General features: G+C 37.5%; 15 protein-coding genes. 13 read left to right on the forward strand and 2 right to left on the reverse strand.

The window, feature by feature from the left end; genetic code table 11:
• The 10 genes from RCG20_RS19070 (at position 1) to RCG20_RS19115 (ending at position 9,296) form a co-directional block, all read left to right on the forward strand.
• A complete protein-coding gene (locus RCG20_RS19070; RefSeq protein WP_308181715.1) occupies positions 1–1,383 on the forward strand; it encodes a tryptophanase in 1,383 nt (460 codons plus the stop codon).
• 177 nt (positions 1,384–1,560) lie between these two features.
• Positions 1,561–1,944, forward strand: a complete 384-nt coding sequence (locus RCG20_RS19075; protein WP_308181716.1) for a RidA family protein — start codon at positions 1,561–1,563, stop codon at positions 1,942–1,944.
• A gap of 325 nt (positions 1,945–2,269) precedes the next feature.
• A complete protein-coding gene (tnpB, locus tag RCG20_RS19080; protein ID WP_308184400.1) occupies positions 2,270–3,475 on the forward strand; it encodes an IS200/IS605 family element RNA-guided endonuclease TnpB in 1,206 nt (401 codons plus the stop codon).
• Positions 3,476–3,708: 233 nt separating this feature from the next.
• A complete protein-coding gene (locus tag RCG20_RS19085; protein WP_308181717.1) occupies positions 3,709–3,921 on the forward strand; it encodes a GNAT family N-acetyltransferase in 213 nt (70 codons plus the stop codon).
• A 305-nt stretch (positions 3,922–4,226) separates the two neighbouring features.
• Complete coding sequence (locus tag RCG20_RS19090; RefSeq protein WP_308181718.1) at positions 4,227–4,772, forward strand: FMN-binding protein; 546 nt, start codon at positions 4,227–4,229, stop codon at positions 4,770–4,772.
• A gap of 9 nt (positions 4,773–4,781) precedes the next feature.
• Complete coding sequence (locus tag RCG20_RS19095; RefSeq protein ID WP_308181719.1) at positions 4,782–5,669, forward strand: FAD:protein FMN transferase; 888 nt, start codon at positions 4,782–4,784, stop codon at positions 5,667–5,669.
• A complete protein-coding gene (locus tag RCG20_RS19100; protein WP_308181720.1) occupies positions 5,670–6,503 on the forward strand; it encodes an RnfABCDGE type electron transport complex subunit D in 834 nt (277 codons plus the stop codon).
• Between the two features lie 221 nt (positions 6,504–6,724).
• Positions 6,725–7,852, forward strand: a complete 1,128-nt coding sequence (locus tag RCG20_RS19105; protein ID WP_308181721.1) for a glycerate kinase — start codon at positions 6,725–6,727, stop codon at positions 7,850–7,852.
• Between the two features lie 358 nt (positions 7,853–8,210).
• Positions 8,211–9,077, forward strand: coding sequence for an aldose epimerase family protein (locus tag RCG20_RS19110; protein ID WP_308181722.1), 867 nt, complete (start codon positions 8,211–8,213; stop codon positions 9,075–9,077).
• Between the two features lie 87 nt (positions 9,078–9,164).
• Entirely contained in the window at positions 9,165–9,296 is a 132-nt protein-coding gene (locus RCG20_RS19115) for a DUF4023 domain-containing protein (protein WP_308181723.1), read from the forward strand.
• A 479-nt stretch (positions 9,297–9,775) separates the two neighbouring features.
• Here the strand turns inward: RCG20_RS19115 and RCG20_RS19120 are convergent, their stop codons facing one another.
• Complete coding sequence (locus tag RCG20_RS19120) at positions 9,776–10,957, reverse strand: IS256 family transposase (RefSeq protein WP_308184279.1); 1,182 nt, start codon at positions 10,955–10,957, stop codon at positions 9,776–9,778.
• A 558-nt stretch (positions 10,958–11,515) separates the two neighbouring features.
• Between RCG20_RS19120 and RCG20_RS19125 the strand changes: the two genes are divergently transcribed.
• The 3 genes from RCG20_RS19125 (at position 11,516) to RCG20_RS19135 (ending at position 12,470) form a co-directional block, all read left to right on the forward strand.
• Positions 11,516–11,665 (forward strand): hypothetical protein, encoded by a 150-nt coding sequence (locus tag RCG20_RS19125; RefSeq protein WP_308181724.1) that lies wholly within the window; start codon positions 11,516–11,518, stop codon positions 11,663–11,665.
• Positions 11,666–11,806: 141 nt separating this feature from the next.
• Complete coding sequence (locus RCG20_RS19130) at positions 11,807–12,163, forward strand: PD-(D/E)XK nuclease family transposase (RefSeq protein WP_308181725.1); 357 nt, start codon at positions 11,807–11,809, stop codon at positions 12,161–12,163.
• A 118-nt stretch (positions 12,164–12,281) separates the two neighbouring features.
• Positions 12,282–12,470, forward strand: coding sequence for a hypothetical protein (locus tag RCG20_RS19135; RefSeq protein ID WP_308181726.1), 189 nt, complete (start codon positions 12,282–12,284; stop codon positions 12,468–12,470).
• A gap of 102 nt (positions 12,471–12,572) precedes the next feature.
• On the opposite strand, the gene RCG20_RS19140 is transcribed toward RCG20_RS19135, so the two are convergent.
• Positions 12,573–13,088: a DoxX family membrane protein gene (locus RCG20_RS19140; protein ID WP_308181727.1), complete on the reverse strand. Its 516-nt coding sequence runs from the start codon at positions 13,086–13,088 to the stop codon at positions 12,573–12,575.
• Positions 13,089–13,207 lie beyond the last annotated feature (119 nt).

Below are 13,207 nucleotides of genomic sequence, written 5' to 3' on the forward strand. Positions count from 1 at the left end.
ATGACAAGAATGGCAGAACCGTTCCGTATTAAGATGGTTGAACCTATCCGTATGATATCAAGAGAAGAAAGGATAGAAGCATTAAAAGAAGCTGGATATAATCCTTTTGCATTAAAATCAGAAGATGTATATATTGACTTGTTAACTGACAGCGGAACAGGTGCTATGAGTGATAAACAATGGTCTGCTATGATGATTGGTGATGAAGCATATGCCGGCAGTAAATCTTTTTACAAAGTAAAAGACGCAGTTAAGGACATTTTTGACTATAATTACACAATCCCTACTCATCAAGGTCGTGGTGCAGAACAAGTACTCTTCCCGCATCTTATAAAGGAAAAAGGACAATATGTCCTTGGTAATATGCATTTTGATACCACTATGGCATGGATTGAACTAAACGGTGCGGTTCCTGTCAATCTCGTTATTGATGATGCATTCGATACACAAAAAGAACATCCATTTAAAGGGAATTTTGACTTGGATCGTCTTGAAAACTTTATCAAAGATAAAGGCGCTGAAAATATTGCATTTATTATTGTAACTGTTACTTGTAATTCCTCAGGTGGACAGCCGGTATCTATGGAAAATGTCAAAGGTGTAAAAAACATTGCGGATAAATACGGAATTAAAATTAACTTTGATTCAGCTCGGTTTGCAGAAAATGCCTATTTCATTAAAAAACGCGAAGCAGGCTATGCGGATAAGAGCATTAAAGAAATTGTTACTGAAATGTATGCAATGGGCGATTATCTAACAATGAGTGCAAAGAAGGATGCAATTGTTAATATGGGTGGATTGATTGCAATAAAGAATGAAGCAGATGTTTTTGCTGCCGCAAGTGCATCTTGTGTTCCAATGGAAGGCTTTATTACCTACGGGGGATTGTCTGGACGTGACATGGAAGCACTTGCAGTGGGCCTTAAGGAAGGTCTTGATTTTGAATACCTTGAAAGCCGGATTGGTCAGGTTCAATACCTTGGTGATGAACTTGTTAAAAATGGTATTCCTATTCAATGGCCTGTGGGAGGGCATGCGGTGTTTGTGGATGCAGGGAAATTTCTTCCTCATATACCTGCTGAGCAGTTCCCTGCCCAAGCTCTTTGCAATGAATTATATATCGAAGCCGGTGTTAGACCAGTTGAGGTTGGTTCATTATTGTTAGGGCGTGATCCTCAAACTGGAGAGCAGAAAGCTGCCGGAGTAGAATTTATGCGTCTAACCATTCCGCGCAGAGTTTACACTGATCGGCATATGGATGTTGTAGTTGATGCATTAGTTACTATTTGGAATAGACGTGATCAAATCAAGGGTCTCGATTTTACATATGAGCCTAAGATTTTGAGACACTTCCTTTGCCGTTTAAAACCAATAGAAGAATAAAAAATAAGTTTTAGGGCGCAGTGCCTCGACATTGCGCCTGCTTTTTGGAAGATCGTGATTAGGTAGAAAGAGAAACTACGCTCTAAGGAGCAATTGGCTGAAATGCTTAAGGGAAGAGCTGCCATACCGAAAAATGAAAAATGTAGAAGTGGGTATGGAAGAAAAGGAGGAACTATCATGGATAAAAAAGTTATTGCAACAGAAAATGCACCAAAAGCTATCGGGCCTTACTCTCAAGGTATTCAATTTGGGAATTTAGTATTTACTTCTGGTCAACTTCCTATCGATCCACAAAAAGATGAAATCGTAAGTGATATTGAAGCAGCAACCAGGCAATCGTTGGAAAATGTGAAAGCGGTTTTAGAATCCGCTGGTTCATCTATGGAAAATGTAATTAAAACTACAGTTTTTCTCAAAGATATGAATGATTTCCTAAAAATGAATGCTGTCTACGAGACTTATTTTTCTAATAATGCACCTGCACGCTCAGCCGTACAAGTGGCAAAGCTGCCGAAGGATGCAGTTGTGGAAATAGAGGCAGTAGCTTTTAAAACAGAATAGAGTGATTGATAACAAAAAGATTTATTAAAATGCACCGAGAGTGATTTTGGCGAAACATTTTTAAATGAACGCTGGAGATCAATACCTATGAATTTATTAGATGAAGTAGTTATCTATAAATGTAATTGGTTGTTGAGAGGGGTTATAGATATGAAATACATAGAGAGAGCAATCGTATCAGATGCACAAGAATTATTATCTTTGCAGAAATTGGCCTTTATGATTGGTCGAGAACACTTGTGACTTCAGTCGTGAGATGAATCGACTATTTTTTGTTGCTTATTACGAACATACGTGCTATAATTTGTTTGAGGAGGTGATATTAATTCTTATCAATAAATCCTATAAATTTCGACTTTACCCTAACAAATCTCAAATCATTTTGATTAACAAAACCATTGGGTGTACTCGTTTTGTGTTTAACTTCTTCCTTAACAAACAAAAAGAGAAAGATGCCTATTGGTACATAGTTGAAGAAATGAAACAAAATGGCCAGCTGCCAGATAATAACTGGAAAGGTGATTTCTTTAATAAATACGATTCCATCAAAGCCATCTGTGAATTAAAGAAGTATTACCCCTTTTTAAAAGAAGTGGATAGTATTTCACTCCAAAAATCCGTAGAAAATTTAAATGACTCCTATAAACGCTACTACAAGAAGCAAAACCATCCACCCAAATTTAAGTCAAAAAGAAATAAAGCACAATCCTACACCACTAAACATACGAATTGGAATATTGCTGTTTTGGACAAACACATCAAATTACCGAAACTAGGGATGGTTCGCTTTGCCAAAAGCCGGGAAGTTGATGGCCGGATTCTCAATGCCACTATTCGGCATAACCCTTCTGGTAAATACTTTATCTCTATCGTCGTAGAAAAAGATGTACAAGAAGAATGGCCGAAAACCAATTCCATAATTGGGGTGGATTTAGGACTGAAAGAATTTGCGATTCTGTCAGATGAAACTCCCTATCCTAATCCTAAATTCTATCGAACAGTAGAAGAAAAATTAGCAAAGGCCCAGTATATATTGTCAAGAAGGCGGGAAATGGCTAAAAAACATAATCGCCCTCTTTCAGAGGCAAAAAATTACCAAAAGCAAAAGATAAAAGTAGCTCGGATTCATGAAAGTATCGTGAATGCTAGAAAAGATTACTTGGACAAGGTTTCAACCGGAATAGTCAAAAACCACGACGTGATCGGGATAGAAAATTTGTCCGTAAGTAATATGCTTAAAAATCACCATTTAGCAAAATCAATCAGCGACGTTTCGTGGTCACAATTCAGAACCATGCTTGAATATAAAGCCAAATGGTACAGCAAACAACTTGTAGTTGTGGCACAAAACTTTGCCAGCAGTCAATTATGTTCAAAATGTGGAAATAAAAATAAGGACGTCAAAAATCTTGATTTGCGCGAATGGGACTGTCCCTGTGGCGCACATCACCAAAGGGACATAAATGCTGCACAAAATCTTAAAAACGAAGCGATAAGACTTTTAACCGCAGGAACTGCGGGGTTCGCCTAATCAATTAGAAACCAAAAGGTTTTTGTACTTAGGAATCTCGTGACTTCAGTCATGAGAGGTTCAATAGTGTAGCTGAACTCGAAGGTTATGAAATCCAACCATTGACACAAACTGTGGAAGATGTGAAAGAAGCATTTGATAGCAACATCATTTTGAAGTATGTACACTGAATAGAAATTATTGGATCAGTTAGGGCGTTTGAAAAAGATGGAACCTGTTACATCAGTAGATTAATGGTGCATCCTAACTGTCAAAATAGAGGTATTGGGAAAGAGCTAATGAAAGAAATTGAGACTATATTTGGAAATGTCCGATTTGAATTATTTACAGCAAGTATCAATTCTAAAAATATCTCATTCTATGAAAAGCTTGGCTATAAAGGGTACAAAACGGGAAAACTAGCAGGAATAGAATCACATTTTTTATTTATGGAGAAGTGTTATTAATAATAGCTGAAAGTCCTTTCCATTTACAATCTTTAAAACGAAACAACAGTTTTGTTAGGACTAGGCATAGATCCATCCCTACAATGTATTGGGAGATGAATCTATGCCTTTTTTTTTTTTTTTGATTCGAAAAGATCGCGCACTGTCCGTAGAACCCATATGCCCCAAAGCAAATAGAATGAGCTAATTTTTATAAATAATAGGCAAGAATCATTTCTTAAGGAAATCTTAAAAGTATTTAACTATACTCATGTTAGTAACGGTGGTTACAAATGCTGAGCAAAAGGAATTAGGAGGATTTTATTATGGCGAAAATGGATAAAAAGTGGGTAATTTTATGTTCAACAGCCGTTGCAGCAGTTTACTCCGCAGGATTTATTTCTACGGAAGCTCAGGCAACAAAAGTCGATTCGCACTATCAAGCCCAAGTTAGCAATCAAGCGATAGGGGATAGTTCAAGCACTGTTACTTCAAATAATAACCAAGCAAAAGGGAATAATTCAAGCATTATTTCATCAAATAGTAACCAAGCAAAAATAGATAAATCAAGCATTGTCTTACCAAAAAGCAACCAAACAAAACGTCTTTATAAAGATGGGACGTTCACAGGCATGGGGGGAAATCGACGTGGGTCGATTGAAGTTGCCGTAACGATAAAAAACGACAAAATAACGGATGTTGAGATTAGTAATTTTGACATGCATTATTCTGAAAGGGATGTAGTTGGGCTGCCCAATGAAGTTATACAAAATCAAAGCTCCCAAGTAAGGAATGTATCAGGGGCAACTTACAGTACTGAAGCATTTCAAGATGCCGTCCAAGAAGCTATTTCTCAAGCCCAAAATGCCTAAGGGGGAATAATGAGAAAAACTAAATTATTTATGGATACAGTTGTTGATATACAAGTCGTCATTCGGGAAACAGAATCAATTGAAGAGGCAGAGTCAAAGATGGACCGGGCATTCGAGGCATTCCGAAAAGTAGAACAGGCTTGCAGCCGCTTTAGCCCTGAAAGTGAATTAATGAATGCCTGCCGAATCGCAGAGGATTCAGTTTGGATAAGTCCTTTTTTATATGAGCCACTGAAGTTTGCATTGGAAATCGCCAAATTAACGGATGGTGAATTTGATCCTACCATTGGAAAAACCATGGAGGAGCAAGGATACAATCGCCATTATTTAACAGGAAAATTCAATGAAAACCTTGCTGCTGATTCCGTCACATATCGAGATATTATTTTAGATGAGCAATCCCACACATTAAATTTAAACAAACCACTTGTGGTTGATTTAGGAGCAGTTGCTAAAGGATTTGCTATCGATTTAGCGGCAAATGAGTTGAAAGATTTTAAAGGATTTATCGTCAATGCTGGTGGGGATCTATTCGCTGGTGGAGTAGATCCAAATGGGCTTCCTTGGAAGATTGGTATTCAGCATCCTGAGAAAAAGGATCAACTTATTGAAGAAATTGAAATCATAAATGAAGCCATTTGTACGTCCGGAAGTTACGAGCGCAGGAACGCAAAAGTTCCTGGAATGCACCATATCATCAATCCAAAAACGAAGCATTCACCCAATGATTGGGTCAGCAGCAGTGTTGTTGCTCCATTTGCGATGATGGCAGACGCTTTTTCAACGGCTGCGTTTTTACTTGGTAGTGAAAAAGGGAAAGAATTAATTGAAAACGCTGGTCTTAAGGGAATTTTCATTACATCCGAGTTACAAATTGTTAGAGTAGGAGGAATATAAATGACAACAAAGAAATGGCTTAAAACACCAAAAGGCTATGTGACACTTGCGATGCTCTCATTTCTCCTTATTGCCTCAATTGGGTCCAAAGATATAAATGGTATCCTAAATGCCTCTGTTGCCGTTCTTGTTTCAATCATCGTGGATATTATTTTTAATGTCATAAAAAAAAGAACATGGAGTATGCCGGATGGTGCAATTATTACAGGGTTAATCATTTCGCTTATCCTTGGTACAACATCTTCATTCGGCATCGTAGCAGTTACTTCCGTTATTGCGATACTGTCCAAGCATCTTTTAGTCTATAGGAAGAAACCAATCTTTAATCCAGCAGCCTTTGGACTCCTTTTATCCGTTCCATTCTTTCATACGGAACAAAGCTGGTGGGGAGCATTCGGCGACCTTCCAACATGGACCATTTTGTTTCTATTAGTTGGCGGGTACAAAATTACCACTCGAATAAATAAATATCCTCAGGTTTTTTCGTTTTTGGGAACTTCTTTTCTACTATTGTTCTTAATGGGGCATTTCAATATAGGAGATGCAGTGGACGCACTGAGGGCGCCATTTATCAATGCTACTATCTTCTTTGGATTTTTTATGCTCACTGATCTGCCAACTTCACCGGCTAAGGATAAAGATCAAGTCGTTTTTGGTATTCTTACCGCGGCAACGGGCACAATCATTTACGGGCTTTTCGGGGGATTGATGTACATGTTTATCGGGCTGTGTATCGGAAATCTTTATTACTTCCTTAAAAAGCGCTCAACTTCAAAGGTATCACTGAATCGATCAGATTTAGGAAATACGAGGGTCGGAAGGTATCAATCCTGATCGATCAAATTTTAAAAAATCAAAGGAATGGTTGGTTAGTAATACCTTTTCTTTCTGGATAAATATATATATATATGAAGCAGGCATTAATGTTATTCTAAAGAAAAGCAATGGAAATACCGGTGCAGGGAAAGTACTTGGTAGCGTGAGTATTCGCAAAACATTCAAAATAAAAGCAAGAGAACCGTCCCTGTGATTCTAATTGTAAAGGACAGATCAGGATGAAATTTGTATTAGCGCCCGATTCATTTAAGGAGAGTATGACGGCCAAAAATGCTGCCCTTGCTATGGAAAAAGGAATATTGTCCATTTTTCCTGACGCTGAATGTGTGATTGTTCCGATGGCGGACGGCGGCGAAGGTACGGTAGAATCTTTAGTTAGTATGACGAATGGGGAAATCATCAAAACCGAAGTACTTGGACCATTAGGTGAGAAAGTTATCGCGGAATATGGTCTGTTGGGTGAAGGGCAAACCGCTGTTATTGAGATGGCAAGTGCAAGTGGCTTAGAATTAATAAAACCAGAGCACCGCGATCCGTTAGTGACAACAACCTATGGTACTGGTGAACTAATCAAACATGCACTTAACAAGGGTGTCAGTCGAATTTTAATTGGAATTGGTGGTAGTGCTACAAATGATGGGGGAGCAGGAATGCTCCAGGCACTTGGTGTCTCTTTTAAAGATAAGAACGGAGAAGAACTTCCATTTGGGGGAGGCTCTTTAAACCGTTTGGATTCGATCGACTTAAGTGGATTGGATGAAAGAATAAAAATGGTGAAAATTGATGTTGCTTGTGATGTTACAAATCCGCTTATTGGGGAAAACGGTGCATCAGCGATATTTGGTCCTCAAAAAGGAGCAACTCCTGAATTGGTGGAATTTCTAGACCATAATTTAGCTCATTTTGCTGAGGTAATTAAGCAAGAACTAGGCAAAGAGATTGCCTATCTGGAAGGTGCTGGATCAGCAGGTGGTCTTGGTGCAGGGTTAATGGCCTTTCTAAATGCTCACCTAAAAAAAGGCGTTGAACTTGTTATTGAATATACCGGACTTGAGGAACGGGTCAAGGGTGCGGATTTTGTTTTTACAGGAGAGGGTAGCATTGATGGCCAAACATTATTTGGAAAGACACCATATGGGGTCGCTACCATCGCACAGAAGTATTCTATTCCAGTGATTGCTTTTGCAGGAAGAATCGGTAAAGGTATTGAGCCTCTATATGATCATGGATTTACTGCAATAATTGGAATCTTAAAAGGGGTTACCTCTTTAGAAGAAGCACTTGAATTGGGTGAAGCTAATTTAGCCTTTGCCGCAGAGAATATCTGCCGTGTTTTAAAAAAGTGAAATAAGTGAAGCTGTCGAGTTTTCGGCAGCTATTTTCATTTTAAATAGTGTCTACTTTCCCTCTAAGTTATCTTCAATAATGCATACTAATATCTGAATAAAAAAGAACCTCACTTCTTAAATTTATAGAGTGAGGTTCTTTGGCGTTAAACAATAACTTTTAGAGCTGCTTTTTTCTTTTTAAATTTTATTTTACGAATGAAGGGGATCTAGGAAAGCTTAACCTTTAATGGAACTCGAGGGTCACAGTTATTATTAGAGATTTGATTTGAACCGACTGTTTATCTTTTCAAAATCCTAGTTAGGTATAATAATGAAATGCTAACAATATTAAGTAATGAAAGGATGTATGGATAAAATGTATGGAGTAAAGGTATATAGCGATAATCAATACCATGTATATGAGTTGAACGACGCAAAATCAAATTCTTGGGTGAAGGTGGTTCCAGAAAGAGGAGGGATTATTATTGGCTTTGGGGTCGAGGGTGAAGAAGTTCTTTTTCTAAATAAAGAAACCCTGGATAATCCTGAAAAAAATATTAGAGGCGGGATCCCGATTCTTTTTCCAATTTCAGGTCAGCTTGAAAACGGAGAATATGAATGGAATGGCAAAGTCTACAAGATGAGGAACCATGGTTTTGCCAGAAATCTCCCCTGGGAGGTTACTGAAACAAGCCAAAATGAAAATGATGCTTCCATCACTATTAAGCTAAAAAGTAATAATGAAACAATGGAATTCCATCCATTTGAATTTGAAGTGACTTTTACTTACATATTAAGTGGTAATAAATTAACAATAAACCAGGAATACAGCAATCATTCGGAGGCTCCAATGCCGATTTACTCCGGCTTTCATCCTTATTTTAAAACAACATCCGAAAACCTGACATATCAGACGGATGCTAAAACATATCTGGATTATAATAATATGCAAACAGAAAAGATAGAAGGAAGCATTGATTTAACTGGAAAGAAAGAATCACTGGTTTTGCTTGATGCAGTCAAAAAGGAAATTAGCTTTACTTTGCCAGAAATGAAGAAAGAAATTGTCCTGACTTATAGTGATGTATTTAAATATATTGTCTTATGGACGGAAAAAGATCAGGATTTCATTTGTGTTGAGCCGTGGATGGCTTTGACAAATGAGCTGAATAAAAAAGGAGAACTTGTCCTAATTCAACCAGGAGAAACATTGTCGTCATCCTTCAGCATTAGCGTTAAATGATGGAGGCTAAGTCTAGAAAAAAGGTTCAAAATGGGTGCATGTTTTAAAGTTCAAAGGGTTAAAGTAACAAAAAAGGAGGGGTAAATAATGGAGAATACCCATGAATTTGTTGAAAATCTACATGAAAAACAAAAAAAAGATGAGCAAAATAAAAAGCGCCAAAGTAAAGAAAATCAAAGCCGTAAGCTACCTAATAAGCAACACAATCAGGGGTTCTAATTAAAAAATTAGCATCAGTGTGTGTAATAATGCACTGGTGTTTTTTAGTTTATTTGAGTGGAATTTTCCGCAGATTTGGTGAAGTTGGCGGGTAAATCATGTTTTTTCGCGGGTAAACTTGAGAAACGAGCGGGTAAGGAGTCAATTCCGCGGGTAAACTGCATTAGTGCGCGGGTAAAAGTGAATCAACTGTAAAAGAATACTGAAAGTTTGCCTTTGAGAGAGGATATTCATCTATATATTAGTCAAGTCCATTTAATTGTGTAAAAGTGTAAACAATGATTTTCAACTTATAAAAAAGAATTCGTAAAGTGAGCTACATTTATTTAAAATTTACATTGAGGGGCGGGCATGATAGCCTGGAGGGCAAGCCAGGTGTTGTTAGACGCCTGGCTTCCTGGCTTTCCATCATGCCCGCTGGAGGCTCAATGTCAATTTGAAATTAGGCCTTTCCACTCATTTTGGATAGAGTGTTATTATTACTTTTCTTTTGTTTTCTTAAGATAAGGAACATTATTTTTATTCCAATCTTCTTCAATATCTATTAATACTGAACCAATAATCCTGATAGCCGACTGATCATTCGTAAAGATCCGAATAACTTTTTCTCTTCTGCGAACCTCTTGGTTTAAGCGTTCAAGCATGTTCGTTGTGCGTAAGTGTTTATGATACTGGACCGGGTGGGAATGAAATTGGATAGCGTCTTCAAACCCATTTTCTAAAGTTTCAATCGCTTTTGAAAAGCCTTTCGTATCTTGATACTTCTCTACAAAACGATTTTTCAATTCCCTTACAACATCTATATCTGAGTTTTGAAAAAGGTCCTTCAGTTCTTGACGAGCTTCGGCAGTACCTTTCTTTGGCAGGGTATCCATGATGTTTCTTAAAAAATGAACACTACACCTCTGCCAAGAAGTACCTAAGAATGATTCTTTAATGGATGTGACTAAGCCGCCATGAGCATCAGAAATCACCAACTTAGGGGATTGAAGTCCTCTGGACTTTAGATACTCAAAGAAGGATGTCCAGCTATCAGTGGATTCAGTGTGATTGACTTTTAGGCCAATAATCTCTCTGTGTCCACTTTCACTTACCCCAATGGCAATATGAACACTTTTAGAAACTACTTTATTGTTCTCACGAACTTTAATGTACATGGCATCTACGTAAATATACGGGTAGTAATGCACGTTAAGTGGACGGTTTCTCCAGTCGTTAATTATTGGGTCTACTGTTTTGATGAGATTGGAAACAAGTGATTTAGATACACTTGTCCCACATAATTCTTCTACAATTTTAGTCACTTTACGTGTAGAAACACCATTCACAACCATTTCAATCATGGAAAGGATAAGTGCTTGGTCGCAGCGTTTGTATTTTTCAAAGATAGTTGTAGAGAATTCACCGTCCCTAGTACGAGGAACCTTTAACTTTAGAGATCCAACGCCAGTAATGAGCTCACGCTCATAAAAACCATTTCTGTAGCCTCTGCGTTCTTCTGTTCTTTCATGGGAAAGAGCATTAATATATTCGTCTCTTTCTTTCTCCATTAAGGAATTCAAAATAAGAGATAATGAAGCTTTCACAGGTGATTCTAGAGAGCTGCTTTCAATTTTCCCTTTGAGATCTTCTAAATTTATAGTAATATTGATTTGGGTCATCATCATGTCCTCCGTTTATGGTTTTCTTGGTCGAAAACATTGTAACACGGGCCATGATGATGACCTATTCTTTTTACACAATTATATGGGCTTAATCTATATATTAGAAAAAACAAGATGATCTATTACCTTGCTAATCACAAAACTGACATTAAGCAAAGGTTTTGATGAAGTTGGCGGGTAAATTATGTTTTTTCGCGGGTAAACTAGAAAAACGTGCGGGTAAGGAGTCAATTCCCGCGGGTAAACTGCATTAGTGCGCGGGTAAAAGTGAATGAACTGTAAAAGAATGCTGAAAATTTGCCTTTGAGAGAGGATATTCACCTATATATTAGAAAAAGCAAGATGATCTATTACCTTGCTAATCACAAAACTGACATTAATCTAGAGATCCGATGAAGTTTGCGGGTAAATTATGCATTTCCGTGGGTAAACAGTCAGTTCGCGCGGATAGGGAGAGGCTCCTTACCGGTACACCACAATAAATGAAAGGCGCATTTACTGATATTATTTCTAAGTAATTTTTCAAATATTAAAATGCAAACGAAAGGAGATATTATGAAGAAAAATGAAGTTAGGACACCAAATGTCTCTGGAACCTTTCAAGTTGTAAATGACAAGCAAAAAGAAGACTTAAAGAATTTGAAAGAACAACATAATCTTGATGAAGAGTCTTTATATTATGCAAGATTATTTATGGAGGATTAATTAAAAGCAAATAGCAGCGACCTTTCTCTATCTGAACAAAAAAAGTACCTCACTCATATAGTTTCTTGAGCGAGGTACTTTTATTATGTACTAGAAATTGTATTTACCTCAAGTGGAGAAAGAATTAATATTGAAATTCAAATGATTAACCAATTAGATATGCCAGAAAGAGTACTTTATTATTGGGCACGCCTTTTTTCTTCCTCACTTTCCTCAGGTCAAAATTATTCGGAGCTTTCCCCATCCATTATGATTTCTATCCTTAACTATCCGCTATTCCCTCAAGAAACCGATAACTTTCACGCTGTATTCCATCTAACAGTAGACAAAGAGCATTTCATATGGAGCCCACATTTAGAAATCCATGCGATTGATCTATCACAATTTATGGTAAAATGGAAAAAATACAGGCGGGAGATGAAGGAACATTCTCCAACGGAGTTACCTTGGCTGATGTTGGCTTACCGCTGCCGATTACCGGAAAAAAGGTGTGAATAAGGAGATCTTTCATGAATTGGAGGAGTTTTCAATGAATGAACAAGAAATACGTTAAGCCATGTTTGAATGGGAAAGTCTTAGTTCTAATCAAGAAAATAAGGTGCTGTACGAATCTCGAATGAAATTTCTACGGGATCAACTTTCAAACCTAATGGGTGAACGTCTAGCGGGGAAAGAAGAAGGAATAAAAGAGGGAATTACTCAACTTGTACGAAAGATGGCGGAAAAGGGGATTGCGCTAAAAGAAATTGCTAAAATGACGGAGCTTGAGGAAGAGGAAATAATGGAAATGATTCGACAAGGATAGTGCCTGACCCGGTTGATTCCAGTGATTTTTTCCATACAACAAGACGTTCCAGAAATAAAAAGAACCTCACTCCTGAAATTTCAAGAGTGAGGTTCTTTTACGTTAAGCAATTATTTTAGATGCGGTTTTGTTATCTATTGCAGTCATTTTACGAATGAATGGGATTACCCAGCGGTCTAAGCCGATACGCCCAGCGTTGTAACCTGCTGCTAGAATGATAACGCCTAGTAAAATATCAAGTGGATTGCTAGAAACTGTGCCCGCCATTACGTAAGAGAAGTTCATCACGAGTGCGAAGAACGCAGCCGCTGTTGTTAAGCATCCAAGAATTAATCCGAGTCCAACAAGGAATTCACCTAAAGGTATAATGGTATTGAAAAGGTGAGCATTTGGAAGAGCGAAGTGTTTTAAGAACCCAACATATGTCGCGTAAACGATACTGCCATCAGGACCTTTAACCGGGTTCGCAATTGCACCTTTTAGGAAACCAGCTGCATCAAATCCGCCACCAGTAAGTTTGTGGAAACCTGCAGTTAACCATTCATATCCAAGGTATAAACGTAAGACAGTTAAAATTGCGGCAGAGACTTTATTTTCTCTTAAAAATTGATTAAACATATAAAGCACCCCTTTAGAAAATGTTTTATTAGTAACTTGATTACATTGTTATTATAATTCTTTTATCTTTAATTGAGAGTAGATTGTTCATTTATTCACAAAGCTGTAAGAAAGTTATG

The sequence above is a fragment of the Neobacillus sp. PS3-40 genome (genome assembly GCF_030915485.1).
In the GTDB taxonomy this organism is placed as follows: Bacteria; Bacillota; Bacilli; order Bacillales; family Cytobacillaceae; genus JAUZPL01.

What these genes read in the sequence shown, in the direction of transcription:
- RCG20_RS19070 (WP_308181715.1), top strand. Translation starts at nt 1, where the DNA reads ATGACAAGAATGGCAGAACCGTTCCGTATTAAGATGGTTGAACCTATC.
- RCG20_RS19085 (WP_308181717.1), top strand. Translation starts at nt 3,709, where the DNA reads ATGGTGCATCCTAACTGTCAAAATAGAGGTATTGGGAAAGAGCTAATG.
- RCG20_RS19090 (WP_308181718.1), top strand. Translation starts at nt 4,227, where the DNA reads ATGGCGAAAATGGATAAAAAGTGGGTAATTTTATGTTCAACAGCCGTT.
- RCG20_RS19110 (WP_308181722.1), top strand. Translation starts at nt 8,211, where the DNA reads ATGTATGGAGTAAAGGTATATAGCGATAATCAATACCATGTATATGAG.
- RCG20_RS19100 (WP_308181720.1), top strand. Translation starts at nt 5,670, where the DNA reads ATGACAACAAAGAAATGGCTTAAAACACCAAAAGGCTATGTGACACTT.
- RCG20_RS19120 (WP_308184279.1), bottom strand. Translation starts at nt 10,957, where the DNA reads ATGACCCAAATCAATATTACTATAAATTTAGAAGATCTCAAAGGGAAA.
- RCG20_RS19135 (WP_308181726.1), top strand. Translation starts at nt 12,282, where the DNA reads ATGAAATTTCTACGGGATCAACTTTCAAACCTAATGGGTGAACGTCTA.
- RCG20_RS19140 (WP_308181727.1), bottom strand. Translation starts at nt 13,088, where the DNA reads ATGTTTAATCAATTTTTAAGAGAAAATAAAGTCTCTGCCGCAATTTTA.
- RCG20_RS19075 (WP_308181716.1), top strand. Translation starts at nt 1,561, where the DNA reads ATGGATAAAAAAGTTATTGCAACAGAAAATGCACCAAAAGCTATCGGG.
- RCG20_RS19125 (WP_308181724.1), top strand. Translation starts at nt 11,516, where the DNA reads ATGAAGAAAAATGAAGTTAGGACACCAAATGTCTCTGGAACCTTTCAA.
- RCG20_RS19105 (WP_308181721.1), top strand. Translation starts at nt 6,725, where the DNA reads ATGAAATTTGTATTAGCGCCCGATTCATTTAAGGAGAGTATGACGGCC.
- RCG20_RS19130 (WP_308181725.1), top strand. Translation starts at nt 11,807, where the DNA reads ATGATTAACCAATTAGATATGCCAGAAAGAGTACTTTATTATTGGGCA.
- RCG20_RS19115 (WP_308181723.1), top strand. Translation starts at nt 9,165, where the DNA reads ATGGAGAATACCCATGAATTTGTTGAAAATCTACATGAAAAACAAAAA.
- RCG20_RS19095 (WP_308181719.1), top strand. Translation starts at nt 4,782, where the DNA reads ATGAGAAAAACTAAATTATTTATGGATACAGTTGTTGATATACAAGTC.